We start from the raw sequence: 13289 nt of genomic DNA on the forward strand, positions 1-13289 counted from the left end.
ACATTTGAACGCTTTTCTAAAACGACTAAAACGAATAAGTCATGAGTTTAACCGGTAAATCCATTTTTTTGCGTGCTGTTGAAAAGGAAGACGCAACGAAGCTGATGCTTTGGGAGAATAACCCGAAGCATTGGAAGATTACCGGAACGGAAGTCCCGTTTTCATTTTCAGCCATTCTGGAATACATTGATCAGGCACAACACATCCGCACACACGGTCAGTTGAGAATGATGATTTGTATGAACGGAACGCGGGAACCGATCGGGGCAATTGACCTGTACCAGGTAGATTTTAAACATCTTCGTGCGGCAGTTGGAATCCTGATTGCCGATGAAGACAATAAGAATCATGGGTATGCTTTTGAGGCCCTGACTATCCTGGAGAAGTATGCTGCTCAGATTTTGGCACTGCACAACCTGCATTGTTCCATACACAGCGATAATCTGGCAAGCGTGGGGTTATTCGAAAAAGCGGGATTTGTGCGAGTAGGAGTCAGAAAAGATTGGTACCTGGAAAAAGGTGTTTGGTTGGATGAAATTTTATATCAGAAATGTCTGGAAAGAAAAGAAACAAAAAATTAGTATTTGCAGCGGTCGCTGTGATGTTGATCGGTGTTGCACTGGTTTTCGGGTGGACACCTCTCATGATCTACATGAAGAAAACATCCAACAACAAGGAAGCACGGGTGGTGATCGATAACCGACGCTCTTTGGAAGAAATCGCGGGAGACCTGAAAAAGGCAGGTGTCATCAGTGATACGGATGCATTTTTGTCGATGGCAAATTATAAAAAGCTTACAGTTGAAAATATAGAGCCGGGGATGTATGCTTTCCCTGCACGTACTTCCTACCGTGATTTATTGAACTCCTTAAAAAGTGGAAGTTTTGAAGTGGAAGTGGTGGTAACATTCAATAATTGCAAAACCATTCATGACCTTTGTGTAAAGGTATCGAAGTGTATCGAAGTAGATAGTACCGAATTGGAAAGTTACATTACAGACCAGGAAACATTGAATAAATACGGGTTTACCATTGAGCAGGTTCCGGCGCTGTTTATGCCGAATTCTTACCGAATGTATTACGATACCGGGAAAGAGGCTTTCCTGGAACGCATGGCGAAGGAATTTAAGAATTTTTGGACACCGGAGAGAATGGCACAATTGAAAAAGGTGGGCTTGAAATCGCCTTCACAGGCTGTTACCCTTGCTTCAATTGTTTACGGAGAACAATCCAAAAATGCATCCGAATGGCCGATTATTGCCCGTTTGTACCTGAACCGGTTGAATACGGGAATGAAATTACAGTCAGATCCGACATTTAAATTCTGTTGGGGAGATCAATTGGAAGGCGTACAGCGATTGACATATGAACACAGAAACAAAGACTGCCCTTACAATACCTATTTGTACAACGGATTACCTCCGGGGCCTATTTCCATGCCTCCGACGGGAGTTGTGGAAGCCGTTTTGAACCCGGATAACAACGATTATTTATACATGTGTGCTCAACCAAATTATGACGGATTGCACAATTTTGCAAAGGATTATGCCGATCATGCAAAATATGCAGCCGAATTCCAGAATTGGTTAGCATCCGAAATTGCCAATCAATAAAATATGGAACGCAGATCTTTTGTCAAATTGAGTGCTGTCGGATTGGCAGCATCAGTAGTTTCTCCCGTATTTTCAAGAGAAGAAAGTACTTTGGAAACGGGAACTTCCGGATATACCGGCGGACCAAAAATGATTGCTACCTGGAGTCACGGTCAACCGGCCAACCAGGCGGGCTGGAAGAAGCTGGAGGCGGGAGGAAGTTCTTTGGATGCGGTAGAAGCGGGAGCACGACAAACAGAAAGTGATGTCACAAACCGCAGTGTAGGGATCGGTGGAATGCCGGACCGGGAAGGCCATGTGACGTTGGATGCCTGCATTATGGATTGGGAGTCGAATTGCGGTTCCGTGGGTTGCCTGGAGGGGATTGCACATCCGATCTCTGTTGCAAAACACATTATGCAGCATACCCCACATGTGATGCTGGTTGGTGAAGGAGCTAGGAAATATGCGCTTGAACACGGTTTTGATACGATTAAAACACCGCTTCCGGAAGTGAGAAAGGAATGGGAGAAATGGAAAAAGGAACAAGCGGCTACGAAGAAACCGGAGATCAACCATGAGAATCACGATACAATCGGTTTATTGGCGATCGATCATTCCGGGCGAATCAGCGGGGCATGTACGACTTCCGGTTGGGCTTACAAATTACCGGGACGTTTAGGTGATTCACCGATCATTGGATCCGGATTATTTGTGGACCAGGAAGTCGGAGGAGCGGTTGCAACTGGTTTGGGAGAATCCATTATCCGTATTGCCGGAGCGCATACGGTGGTAGAGTTGATGCGGCAAGGAAAAAGCCCGGAACAGGCATGTAAAGAAACAGTTGAACGGTTGATACGTAAACACAAGGATATGACTGGTTTACAATGTGCATTCATTGCGATCAATACCAAAGGAGAAGTCGGTGGATTCTCTGTTTACAACGGATTCAATTATGCCTTGAAAACGGAAACGCAAGATCAGTTAATCGATACTCCTTTTGATCGGAAATGGTAAGAATCGGACTTTTTGTTGCGGTGATTTTTTTGACAAATCAAGTGATAGGGCAAAAGATTCTATCCTGGAAAGTGCAGCATCCGGTATCTAAAGCGTGGTATGTATTGGGGGAAAAAGGATCCGTTCAGGAAGCACTGATTGCTGCGAACCAGCTTCCTGACCCTTTCGTAGGAATGAACGAAAGTCAGTTTAACTGGATTGAAAATTATCAATGGACACTTGAATCTGAATTTTTCTTACGGGAACCCGATCTCAGAGAATTTGTTGAATTGGATTTCCCGAGTATTGATACTTATGCTTCAATCTTTTTGAATGGGAAATTGGTAGCCGAAACCAATAATGCATTTGTGCGTTACCGTTTTGACGTTCGGGACAAGGTCGTTCCGGGAAAGAACAAATTGAAGGTCGTTTTTACACCTCCGATCATGTACCAGAAACCACGTATGGCGGATGTGGGAGTGACACTTCCTGCTCCAAATGATGTAGGAAAAATAAAAGTGGCACCGCATTGCCGGAAACCCCAATACCAATTCGGATGGGATTGGTCTTTGAGAATGCTGACAATGGGATTTTGGGAGCCGGTGAAAGTAGAAGTTTATTCCTCTAACCGCGTTCTTGCAAACTATTCCAATACCCTGGAAGTTGCCGATGAAAAAGCAGTTTCTGAATTTACACTGGTTTTGGCACAGGAAAGTTCAGAGACTTTTACGTGGAAAAGCACGCTGTTCGGTGATCAGAAAGTGACGAGTGAAAATACGTATTTAAAACGTACCGAAACCATTTCAAATCCGAAATTATGGTGGCCGAGAGGACAGGGAGAAGCCTATTTATATAACGACCATTGGATTTTGCAAAATGAAAAGGGTGATGTCATTTTGGAAAAAGACGTTCGTTTCGGTTTGAAAAAGGTGGAATTGGTACAGGAAAAAGACCAATGGGGTACTTCCTTTCAGATCAGGGTGAATAACCGCCCGGTTTTTTGCAAAGGTGCCGATTATATTCCGGATGATATTTTTCCGGCCCGTATAACAGATGAGAAATTAAAAAAGGCAGTTCAGACCATGCTGGATTGTAATTTCAATATGGTAAGGATTTGGGGAGGAGGATTTTACCCGAGAGAATCCTTCCTGGAAGCGTGTGACGAAGGCGGATTGATGGTTTGGGAAGATTTTATGTTTGCCTGTGCCATGTATCCTGGAACAGACGATTTTCTGGCAAATGTAAAAACCGAATTGGACCAGCAAATACCCAGGCTGGCATCGCATGCTTCACTGACCTTGTTTAACGGAAACAACGAAGTAGATGTCGCTTGGAAAAACTGGGGGTTTCAAAAAGAATATCACTTATCTAAGAAAGATGAGGTTTTGATCGGTGCGTATTACCGGAAACTATTTAAAGAATTAATCCCTGAAACCCTTCGTAAGTTCACAGATCTTCCGTACGAGCATACTTCGCCTTTAAGCAACTGGGGAAATGATGCGTTCTATAACGACGGAACACAGCATTACTGGGGAGTTTGGCACGGAACAGACCCGATAGAGGATTTTGGACGGAAATCGGGCAGATTCAATGCTGAATACGGTTTTCAATCGTTTCCCGAACTGGCCACATTGCTATCATTCAGTAAACCGAAAGACTGGAAACTGGACAGCCCGCTGATGAAATTGCGTCAGAAAAGCTATGTGGGAAACAATATGATTGCCAAACATTCTGATTTACTTTATGGTAAAACAGCTGATTTTCAGCGTTTTGTTTATTTTTCACAGCTTACACAGGCCAAAGCTGTCGGGATTGCAGTGGTTGCGCACAGGAGCACTTTTCCAAGGTGTGCGGGAACATTGTACTGGCAGTTTAACGATTGCTGGCCGGCTCCTACATGGAGCAGTATGGATTATTTCGGAAGATGGAAAGCGTTGCAGTATGAGGTCAAAAACGATTTCAAAGATGTGACGATCGCAGAACGAATTGATACATTGGGTAAAGAAAAATATGTTCTGATTTCAGACATTCCAACCGGTTTTTTGTGTGAAATTGAAGCTCAGGTGAGCGATTTTCAAGGAAATCCCCTGGGAAGTTTTACCTGTCGCCAAGCCATCGCTTACCCGCATACCGTAGAATTGTTCCCCCAGGAGCTAAAGGCCTTCAAAGGAAGGGATTTTGCCGTTCGTTTCATTTGGAAAGACGAAACAGGGAAAGAATGCGAACGTCTGTTTATTCACGAGCATGTTCCCGGGAAATCAGTTCCCGGAAAGGAACCGGTTGTGCTTGTAGAATCACTCGATCCGCTTACAGGAAAGGGAGTTGTAAATATTGAGAATGAAACAATTTTAAAAGATTTTTGGTTTACATCCAAAGACGGAAAGGTTGTAATGGACCAAAATTTTGTGCACCTGCTTCCAGGGAAACACCGCATAGCATTTGAATTTGAAGGGAAGCTGACCGAAGACAGTTTTTTCTGGTTTTATCATTAACCGGAAAATTAATTAGAAATTTTAACGAGATAAATTTTGTAAATAATACCCCGGTAATTAATTTTGTTGCATGGAAATAGGAAAAGTGATCCAATCGAAATTCAAAAATTCTAAGCACAAGGCTGTGGTAAATCTTCGTTATACTTCGAATTACCTGGGAAATATTCAGAACTCCTACATGGCAAAATTTGATTTGTCGATGCCTCAGTTCAATATTTTGAGAATTCTTCGCGGTGCCAATGGCTCGATCAGTGTCAATTCGGTGAAAGAAAGAATGGTGGAAAAATCCCCCAATACCACACGATTGATGGATAAGTTGATCGATAAAGGATTGATGGAGCGTGTTCGCTGCGAATCTGATCGCAGAGTGGTTTACGTTTCAATTACGGAAGCTGGTTTGAAGATCCTGAAACAAATCGATGACGATCAGCAGTCGGAACTGGACTTCACCGGAAACATGACGGAAGAAGAAGCGGAAGTTCTTAGCAATTTACTGGACAAATTACGTGGGTAATTTCACCGCAAAGAAAAGCGCAAAGATTTTAAATAAATCAAACTTTGTGTACTCTGCGCTCTTTGCGGTTAAACTTTTAAAAACCCTTTCCGAACCAATCGGATTACCTTACCTTTGCACCAAATTTCTTCCCGTTTTTATGCGCTTTACGCTTTTTACATTCTTTCTTTCAGCAAGTCTTTTTACTTATTCACAAGCACCTGAAGGCACCGGTTCCATTGATGGGAGAGTATTGGATTCTGTTTCAAAAACTCCTTTGGAATACACCATGGTCCGTGTTTTTAGCGCAAAGGATTCCCTGGTGGTAAACGGAATCTATACCGATGAGAATGGATTCTTTGTGTTGGAAGAGATCAAATATGGTACGTATTACATAGTCATTTCCAATCCTGATTACAAAACAAAAACGATCCCGAATATTTCACTTTCAGCAGATAAAAACCTGCGCAAGCTGGGAACTATTGCATTGGTAAATTCCGGCAAAGAACTGGATGAAGTCGTGGTCCGGCAAGACAAAACACCCTTACAACTTGGCCTCGACAAAAAAGTGTACAACGTGGGTGATGATATTGCTGCTACAGGTGGAACAGTTACCGATGTATTGAATAATGTGCCTTCAGTTGAAGTAGACCAGGATGGTGCTATTTCTTTGCGTGGTGACGGCAATGTGACGGTTCTTATCGACGGAAAACCGAGTAATATGACAGGTGGGAATGGAAAAAGCGTATTGGACGGGATTCCTGCAAGTAGTATTGAACGCATTGAAATTGTAACGAATCCTTCTGCTAAGTACGATCCGGATGGAACTTCCGGGATAATCAATATTGTTTTGAAGAAAAGTTCCCGGCGCGGGGTGAATGGAAGCGTAGGGATAACTGCCGGTACAGGAAATTTGTACACAGGTTCCCTTGGACTTAATGTGCGGAATACCCGGTTCAATCTGTATGGTAATTATGCATTTTCCTACCGGGATGGCTACCGGAATAATTTTTCGGATCTCAACCGTTATTCGGGGGATACAACTGTAAGTTTGAACCAAACAAGGTACGGTGGAGACTTAAATGTAACACACACGGCTAAAGTTGGAATGGATGTCTATGTGAAAGACCGGAATACCCTTTCCTGGAGTATTGCGGGAAATACCGGAGATAGGAAACGGGTCGGGAACCAGGTGAATACACGTTACACGAATTTCGGCGATACGACCGACATTTGGACCAGGAATGCCACTGATCCGAGTACAACTCAAAATATTGATTTTTCATTAGGGTATAAATGGGATTTTAAAGACGACAAAGGTTCCCTCGATGCAAATGCCTACCAATCACTTTCTGCGGGAACAGATGAAGGCTTCTATCTGCAGACGACAGCTTTTCCGGCCAATGTCCCTGCCACAGATCAGCATATTTTTAGCCGTGAAGCCAATGATTTCACCACTTTTTCACTTGATTTTATCCGCTTGTTAAAGCATAAGGTCCGGACCGAAAGCGGGCTGAAAATGATCCAGCGGAATATGAGCCTGCGTTCTTCCTCTGAAGCAAAGGATGCATCCGGATCATATGTTTCAGATACGATTTCGAATTACAATTACAACTACCTGGAGAGTATTTATTCGGCTTATGGGATTGTTGGCGGCCAGTTAAAAAAGTTTCGCTACCAGGCAGGTCTTCGTGCAGAATACAGTATCCAGAATCCGAACCTGATCTCAACGAGCCAGAGTTTCAAGAATGAGTATTTCAATTTATTTCCTTCTGCTACGTTGCGTTACGAAGTGAAAAAAGGAACGGAATTGTCGCTTGGCTACAGCAGACGGATCAACCGACCGAACTCCGGGAATTTAAACCCGTTTACATCTTATGCTGATCCTTATAATCTACGCAGTGGAAATCCGGCTTTACGCCCGGAATACATTCATTCCATCGATTTGGGATTGGATTATAGCTCAAAGAAGTTCACCTTGGCCTTTGCATTGTATCAGCGTTATACCAGTCATGTGATTCAGCGGGTGAAAGTCTTTTATGAAAACGGAACTTCCAAAGGAACATTTGCCAATATAGACAACTCAGTGAGTTCAGGAGGAGAGATTGTGATGCAGTTGAAACCTTTCCCGATTTGGAGAAATATGATTTCATTCAATGGGAATTACATTTCGTATAAAGACGATGATCCAAGTGTAAACTGGAGCAGGCAAGGATTTGTTTTTGGAATGAAATTCAGTTCTACCTTAGACTTGCTAAAGAAAACACTGACCCTTCAGGTGAACGGTCGATACAATGCTCCATCCGTTACGGCTCAAGGAAAAATGAATCCGAGAGGTTCTATTGATTTTTCAGCAGACAAATCGTTGTGGGATGGTAAGTGGGGAATCGGCTTAAGGGTGACAGATATTTTCAATACGCAAGGGTTTAATTTTGAAGTGGATCAGCCAACGGTTTTCCAGTCTTCACAGTTTAAATGGGAAACCAGAAGGATCATTGTCAGTGTTCGCTATAAATTCGGGAAAACTGACTTCAAAGAGGACAAACGCTCCAATGAAAACAATGGAGGCGGAGGTTTTGATTTTTAAGCTTTTTTGATTACAATCGGTTGAACCGGATAATGGATCCCCAAATGGATCAAAGCTTTATCGAAACTCTTTGAGCTGCTTTGCTTTTTCTCTTTTATCGTTTTTGTTTTCATGACGTTCATTTTTTTAAACTTAATCAATTAATATGCCATTAACAGGCCTCATTTATTAAAATGTCCTAATAAGTGATTTTATTGTATCAGATAATAATTTATTAAAAAACGTGTTAAATGAACTATTGGATTTCTTTAAGCCTCGAAAATGAACCATTTAAATAAAATTATGAGAATATTTGAGCCAGGCTGTTTGGAAATCCTTAAAAGAACCGTACTTTTGTAAGCCCTTTTTTTAACAAATGATCGACGAAGAGCTGTTTCAAGCGAAGAAATTATATCCATTTCAGGAAAAGACTGTAAATGCAATCATAGACGAACTGGATAAAAATGGTTCTGATTATAATCTGCTATTCCAGCTTCCTACAGGAGGAGGAAAAACTGTGATCTTTTCCGAGGTAGCCAAGAGTTATATCGAACGTTATCAGAAAAAAGTGTTGATCCTGACGCACCGGATTGAATTATCCGTTCAGACATCCAAGCAGCTGAATGCGATCGGAATCTCCAATAAAGTTATTTCCAGTGATGTAAAGAACCTGATCGATGAAGAGCATCATCCATGCTATATTGCCATGGTTGAGACGCTGAACAATCGTTTGCAGGAAGACGAGAATTTTGTAGATGGTGTCGGTTTGGTCATTGTCGATGAAGCACATTACAACAGTTTCAGAAAGATTTTCCAATATTATTCGGGAGCCAATATCCTGGGAGTTACAGCTACACCGCTGAGCTCAAATAAAGCATTGCCTTTGAATGACCACTACAACAAGTTGCTGGTCGGCGAGAGTATCGCTTCATTGATCCAGGGTGGTTATTTATCGGATGCCGAAACATTTACCTACGATGTAAATTTACATGGTTTGAAGATCGGGACGAACGGTGATTTTACCGTAAGTTCTTCCGAGACCGTTTATGGAAATTACTTCATGCAGGAGAAATTGTTGTTTGCATATGAGGAAGTAGCAGTAGGAGATAAAACCTTGATTTTTAATTCGGGGATCGAAACTTCTCTGCGCGTGGAAGAAACATTCAAGAAAAGAGGATATAAGATCCGTCACCTGGATTCTACGTTCTCCGATAAAGACCGGAAAGATGTATTGTCCTGGTTTAAAACGACCAAAGATGCCATTTTGACTTCTGTTGGGATTTTGACTACCGGGTTTGACGAGCCGACAGTCGAAACCATTATTTTGAACCGTGCAACGCGCTCATTGACTTTGTATCACCAGATGATTGGCCGTGGATCACGCCGTTTGCCCAATAAATCAAATTTCAAGCTGATAGATCTGGGAAATAACGTGCGTCGTTTCGGTCTTTGGCAGGATTATATTAACTGGCAGGATGCTTTCCGTTTCCCGGACCGGTTCCTGGAGTCGCGCCTGAGTGAGGACGACGACCTGGAATTTGAGGTGGAATTTGAATTTCCGCGTCACATGGAGCAGTTGGTTGATACCAATTTCCTGGAAGAGTTCAGTATCCGTGATGTATATTACGAGTGTTTGGACAAAGGAGAGAAAGGGAAGCTGGCAGTGGATCTTTCCCTGGCAAATCATTGTGAAGGGATTGTGCGAAAAACAAAAGACCTGGACGATGCCATTCAAATTGTGGATGCATTACAGGATCATATTGAGCACCGCTTAAAGCTTTACACTAAATGTATTGCTAAGAGTACCCCGAATTACTTCAAGTACCTGATGGAAACGTATAACCGGCAATTGCGCCAGGAGATCCGGATGAAATTTGACGAGATCGAGGCGGAAGCTGAAGAAGCTGAATTGGATTAGTAATAACAATACAAATCTTATATGATTAGAAGGTTGCTATAGTTGAGCGGCCTTTTTTGTTGTTTCGATTTTTTTCTGAGAACGAATTAACTTAATGGTTAACAACCAGTAATTGGCAATGGTTGGGTCATACACATTAGTAAACCAATTAACTAAAAGGTTAACAACTTACAAGTTTGTGTTTTCCGGTACAAGTTATTTTAGTTAACAAGTTAACTAAATGGTTTACATTTCAGGCAACAAGACCATTTTTCTTTTCCGAGTAGTTTAGCAATCCGTCGCGGCTGATTCTAACAATTAAGAGTCTTAATAGTTGATCAAAATCTCAGTCGTATCAAAAGGAACGGTAACTACACTGATCGAACCGGTATTTGTAGTTCCCTGCACATCATAGTATATCTGGTACGCCGCATTTCCATTGTTGATGCAGTAAACGCTGTAGTCTGTTAGATTGTCCAGTTGAATCTCACCTGTGGGGCAACATTCCGCACATCCGTTCTTCCCGGCCTGTTTGAAATATTTAATAATTTTGGTTCCGTCACTGACAAAATGAATTCTGGCCCATGATTTTGCATAAATTCCGTAATTGAATACATTGTCATGGTCGATGGATAAATTATCCAATGTGGTCGTTATCCCGTCGCTGAAATAGTTTTCCTTTTCCACGGAAAGAATCACATTTTGAAATTTTTCACGATCCAGTTCATAGGAATAGTTTCCGCTTGCATCGGTGGTTAAGGATGCTTTTTGAACTGGCGTTGAGTTGGAAGTAGTAGTGACGTAAATCGTAACACGAGCTCCGGAAAGCGGTACATTGAATGATGAATCGGTAATTGTTCCCTTTAAGACGTACTTTAAATTTTTCTTTTTACAGGAGAAAGTAAACACCATTAACAACGCTCCAAAAAACAGGGCTACATTTTTCATATTATTAAATTTTAACAAAAGCAATTCAGTTTTATTTAAAATAAAACAGGTATTTCATTCAATAGATTGTTAACAACCTTTTTATTGCCTGTTCCGGGAATTACTTTTTTAATCCTTTTTAAGGTCTGAAACACTTATAAATATAGCCTTTTACAGGGGTATCAACTAAAAGGACTGAATAAAAAAATATTCACTTTTTTTAACAATAGTGCTGAATCTATGAATAAAGATATTATTTTCGCCGAGTAACTCAAAATTTATAATTATGTCAGAAAATTTAGACGCAACAACAACAGCTCCTCAAGGTAAAGGAATGGCAGTAACAGGATTCGTCCTTGCTTTAGCAGCATTTTTATTGAACAACGTAATGGCGGGTATCGCTATCGTATCTATCGGTTTGGGTGGATCAGGATGGTTGATGTACCTTTGGTTGGTGGTTAACATCGTAAGTGTCGTATTGTGTGTTATGGCAATGGGCAAATTGAAGAAGACCGGAGGTAAAAGAGGTCTTGCTATCGCAGGTATGATCATCGGTATCGTTGGTACGGTTTGGGCGATCATCTTAACAATGGGATTAGCTGCTGCTGCTTCAATGTCAGGAGATCTTTCTAAAGAAATGAAAGATGCTTTCAAAGATGGAATGCAAAAAGAGTTGAAAGATATGTAATCACATCTCTTTCAATTTTTTGAAACGAATATGTTAAAATCCCCGTTCTGGTTAAGCCCGGACGGGGATTTTTTTATTTTAGAAAAATTTCTATTCAATGGAAAGCTGGCGTACGGAAGAAGCGGTAGATAGTTTGGAAATCTCCTTGAAAAACAGGAGATCCATTGCATTGACCGTAGTTTGTATTTTAACTTGGGTAGGTTGTGGAATCCGTTTTACCTTGGACTTGATTGCATTTAACAATGTTTACCTCACAAAAACATTTGTGGATACCGATAAATACAACGGTATTTGGTTTCTTTTAAATTGGTTCATTTTCCCTGTTCTGTGCACTGTGGGTGCAATTTTTATGTTTCGTCTCAAGCGCTGGGGATTTTGGATTTACTGCCTGGGACAAATTCCCCCGGTAGTTTTTTCGGTTTATACCGTTGTCACCATAACCAAAAATTTAGGTTCGGGAATGTTTTTCGGCCTGCTGTGGAATTGTCTCTCAATTGCTTTTGTGGTAGTCTACGCGGTGGAAATGAATAAATTGTCCCGAAAACCGGTTTCAACTGACTTTTAATTTCTATTTTAGTCTCCTGAATTATTTAATACTATTTTACTTATGGCAGGTCTGATAATTATCGGCGTTTTTCTTTATCTTTTGATTATTGGGGGGATTATTACAGCGAGTGTTCTGTATGTTAAGAATTTGATGGATCTATTGAAGCAAGTTGATCCCAAGAATAGATTGGTTCACCCGGGATTTGTCTGGATGCTTTACATTCCTTTTTATGGGGCATTTATTTATCCGTTTATGTTGTATCCGCGTATTGCTGAAAGCCTGAGACGTGAATTTGATTCACGCAGCAATCCACAGCCGGGAGATTATGGAAAGTCGCTTGGAATTGTTCTTCCGATCTTGCTTTGTTGTATGGTCGTTCCTTTACTGAATATTTTGGCGCTGATTGGATTTATTGTAATTGGGATTATTTTTTGGGTTAAAATGGCGCAATATAAAAGCATGTTGAGAACACTTCCTAAAGCTGATGGCGGAATGAGAATGTCGAGTGATTCGGATTTATTGGATTAATTTTTTAATACAGATTGTTATGTACGGAGATATGTTATTGACTTTGGGGATTTTTGTTTTTATTGGATTAGCAATAGGAATAGTAATCTATGTCTTTTATTTGAAGAATCTTCAGGATCTTTTGAAGGAGTGTGATCAGTCAAACTTACAAATGCCACCGGTGAACGTTTGGTTAATGTTTATTCCCTTTTTTAGTATTGTTTATGCGTTTATTATGTATTCTAAGATCAGTGAATCGGTTAAGCGCGAATTTGAATCAAGAAATGCTTCCCAATCAGGTGATTATTTGAAAACATTGGGACTTGTTCTGGCTATATTGGGTGCTGTAAGTGTTATTCCTATCGATGCTTTAAAAGGAATTGCTGGCTTAGGTTCATTGGTGATTTTTATTATATATTGGGTAAAAGCTGCAGAAATGAAGAATAAGCTCCGTTCGCTTCCGAAAGGAGACGGTGGAGTGAAGTTATCTGATAACCCGGATTTATTGGATTAACAAACAATACAGACGAGTATTTTAGATTAGACGCTGCAAGCGATTGAACTTAAATTAAATATAAAAATAAA

General features: G+C 41.0%; 12 protein-coding genes. 11 read left to right on the forward strand and 1 reads right to left on the reverse strand.

The window, feature by feature from the left end; genetic code table 11:
* Positions 1–41 precede the first annotated feature (41 nt).
* The 7 genes from FO442_RS00600 (at position 42) to FO442_RS00630 (ending at position 10056) form a co-directional block, all read left to right on the forward strand.
* Positions 42–581, forward strand: coding sequence for a GNAT family N-acetyltransferase (locus tag FO442_RS00600; protein ID WP_144331194.1), 540 nt, complete (start codon positions 42–44; stop codon positions 579–581).
* Positions 551–1612 carry an endolytic transglycosylase MltG gene (gene mltG / locus FO442_RS00605; RefSeq protein WP_144331195.1) on the forward strand — a complete coding sequence of 354 codons (1062 nt, stop codon included), beginning with the start codon at positions 551–553 and terminating at the stop codon, positions 1610–1612. The genes FO442_RS00600 and mltG overlap by 31 nt, the downstream gene beginning before the upstream one ends.
* Positions 1613–1615: 3 nt before the next feature.
* Positions 1616–2608, forward strand: a complete 993-nt coding sequence (locus tag FO442_RS00610) for an isoaspartyl peptidase/L-asparaginase family protein (protein ID WP_144331196.1) — start codon at positions 1616–1618, stop codon at positions 2606–2608.
* Positions 2602–5079: a glycoside hydrolase family 2 protein gene (locus tag FO442_RS00615; RefSeq protein WP_144331197.1), complete on the forward strand. Its 2478-nt coding sequence runs from the start codon at positions 2602–2604 to the stop codon at positions 5077–5079. Before FO442_RS00610 ends, FO442_RS00615 begins: the two co-directional genes overlap by 7 nt.
* A 70-nt stretch (positions 5080–5149) precedes the next feature.
* Positions 5150–5593: a MarR family winged helix-turn-helix transcriptional regulator gene (locus tag FO442_RS00620; RefSeq protein WP_186279803.1), complete on the forward strand. Its 444-nt coding sequence runs from the start codon at positions 5150–5152 to the stop codon at positions 5591–5593.
* Between the two features lie 139 nt (positions 5594–5732).
* The gene (locus FO442_RS00625; RefSeq protein ID WP_144331198.1) at positions 5733–8159 is read left to right on the forward strand and encodes a TonB-dependent receptor; all 2427 of its coding nucleotides are present in this window, start codon (positions 5733–5735) and stop codon (positions 8157–8159) included.
* Positions 8160–8514: 355 nt separating this feature from the next.
* Positions 8515–10056: a DEAD/DEAH box helicase gene (locus FO442_RS00630; protein WP_144331199.1), complete on the forward strand. Its 1542-nt coding sequence runs from the start codon at positions 8515–8517 to the stop codon at positions 10054–10056.
* A 306-nt stretch (positions 10057–10362) separates the two neighbouring features.
* Here the strand turns inward: FO442_RS00630 and FO442_RS00635 are convergent, their stop codons facing one another.
* Positions 10363–10983, reverse strand: coding sequence for a carboxypeptidase-like regulatory domain-containing protein (locus FO442_RS00635; RefSeq protein ID WP_144331200.1), 621 nt, complete (start codon positions 10981–10983; stop codon positions 10363–10365).
* Between the two features lie 265 nt (positions 10984–11248).
* Here FO442_RS00635 and FO442_RS00640 point away from each other — a divergent pair, with 265 nt between their 5' ends.
* The 4 genes from FO442_RS00640 (at position 11249) to FO442_RS00655 (ending at position 13218) form a co-directional block, all read left to right on the forward strand.
* On the forward strand, positions 11249–11650 hold the full coding sequence (locus FO442_RS00640; RefSeq protein ID WP_144331201.1) for a hypothetical protein: 402 nt from the start codon (positions 11249–11251) through the stop codon (positions 11648–11650).
* A gap of 97 nt (positions 11651–11747) precedes the next feature.
* Positions 11748–12215: a hypothetical protein gene (locus FO442_RS00645; RefSeq protein ID WP_144331202.1), complete on the forward strand. Its 468-nt coding sequence runs from the start codon at positions 11748–11750 to the stop codon at positions 12213–12215.
* Between the two features lie 42 nt (positions 12216–12257).
* Positions 12258–12725: a hypothetical protein gene (locus FO442_RS00650; RefSeq protein WP_144331203.1), complete on the forward strand. Its 468-nt coding sequence runs from the start codon at positions 12258–12260 to the stop codon at positions 12723–12725.
* A 19-nt stretch (positions 12726–12744) separates the two neighbouring features.
* Positions 12745–13218 (forward strand): hypothetical protein, encoded by a 474-nt coding sequence (locus FO442_RS00655; RefSeq protein WP_144331204.1) that lies wholly within the window; start codon positions 12745–12747, stop codon positions 13216–13218.
* The last annotated feature ends 71 nt before the right edge of the window (positions 13219–13289 follow it).

Origin of the sequence: Fluviicola chungangensis (assembly GCF_007558725.1) — a bacterium.
Lineage (GTDB): Bacteria > Bacteroidota > Bacteroidia > Flavobacteriales_D > Crocinitomicaceae > Fluviicola > Fluviicola chungangensis.

Coding starts and splice junctions, on each gene's coding strand:
- FO442_RS00600 (WP_144331194.1), top strand. CDS start 42: ATGAGTTTAACCGGTAAATCCATTTTTTTGCGTGCTGTTGAAAAGGAA.
- mltG (WP_144331195.1), top strand. CDS start 551: ATGTCTGGAAAGAAAAGAAACAAAAAATTAGTATTTGCAGCGGTCGCT.
- FO442_RS00610 (WP_144331196.1), top strand. CDS start 1,616: ATGGAACGCAGATCTTTTGTCAAATTGAGTGCTGTCGGATTGGCAGCA.
- FO442_RS00615 (WP_144331197.1), top strand. CDS start 2,602: ATGGTAAGAATCGGACTTTTTGTTGCGGTGATTTTTTTGACAAATCAA.
- FO442_RS00620 (WP_186279803.1), top strand. CDS start 5,150: ATGGAAATAGGAAAAGTGATCCAATCGAAATTCAAAAATTCTAAGCAC.
- FO442_RS00625 (WP_144331198.1), top strand. CDS start 5,733: ATGCGCTTTACGCTTTTTACATTCTTTCTTTCAGCAAGTCTTTTTACT.
- FO442_RS00630 (WP_144331199.1), top strand. CDS start 8,515: ATGATCGACGAAGAGCTGTTTCAAGCGAAGAAATTATATCCATTTCAG.
- FO442_RS00635 (WP_144331200.1), bottom strand. CDS start 10,983: ATGAAAAATGTAGCCCTGTTTTTTGGAGCGTTGTTAATGGTGTTTACT.
- FO442_RS00640 (WP_144331201.1), top strand. CDS start 11,249: ATGTCAGAAAATTTAGACGCAACAACAACAGCTCCTCAAGGTAAAGGA.
- FO442_RS00645 (WP_144331202.1), top strand. CDS start 11,748: ATGGAAAGCTGGCGTACGGAAGAAGCGGTAGATAGTTTGGAAATCTCC.
- FO442_RS00650 (WP_144331203.1), top strand. CDS start 12,258: ATGGCAGGTCTGATAATTATCGGCGTTTTTCTTTATCTTTTGATTATT.
- FO442_RS00655 (WP_144331204.1), top strand. CDS start 12,745: ATGTACGGAGATATGTTATTGACTTTGGGGATTTTTGTTTTTATTGGA.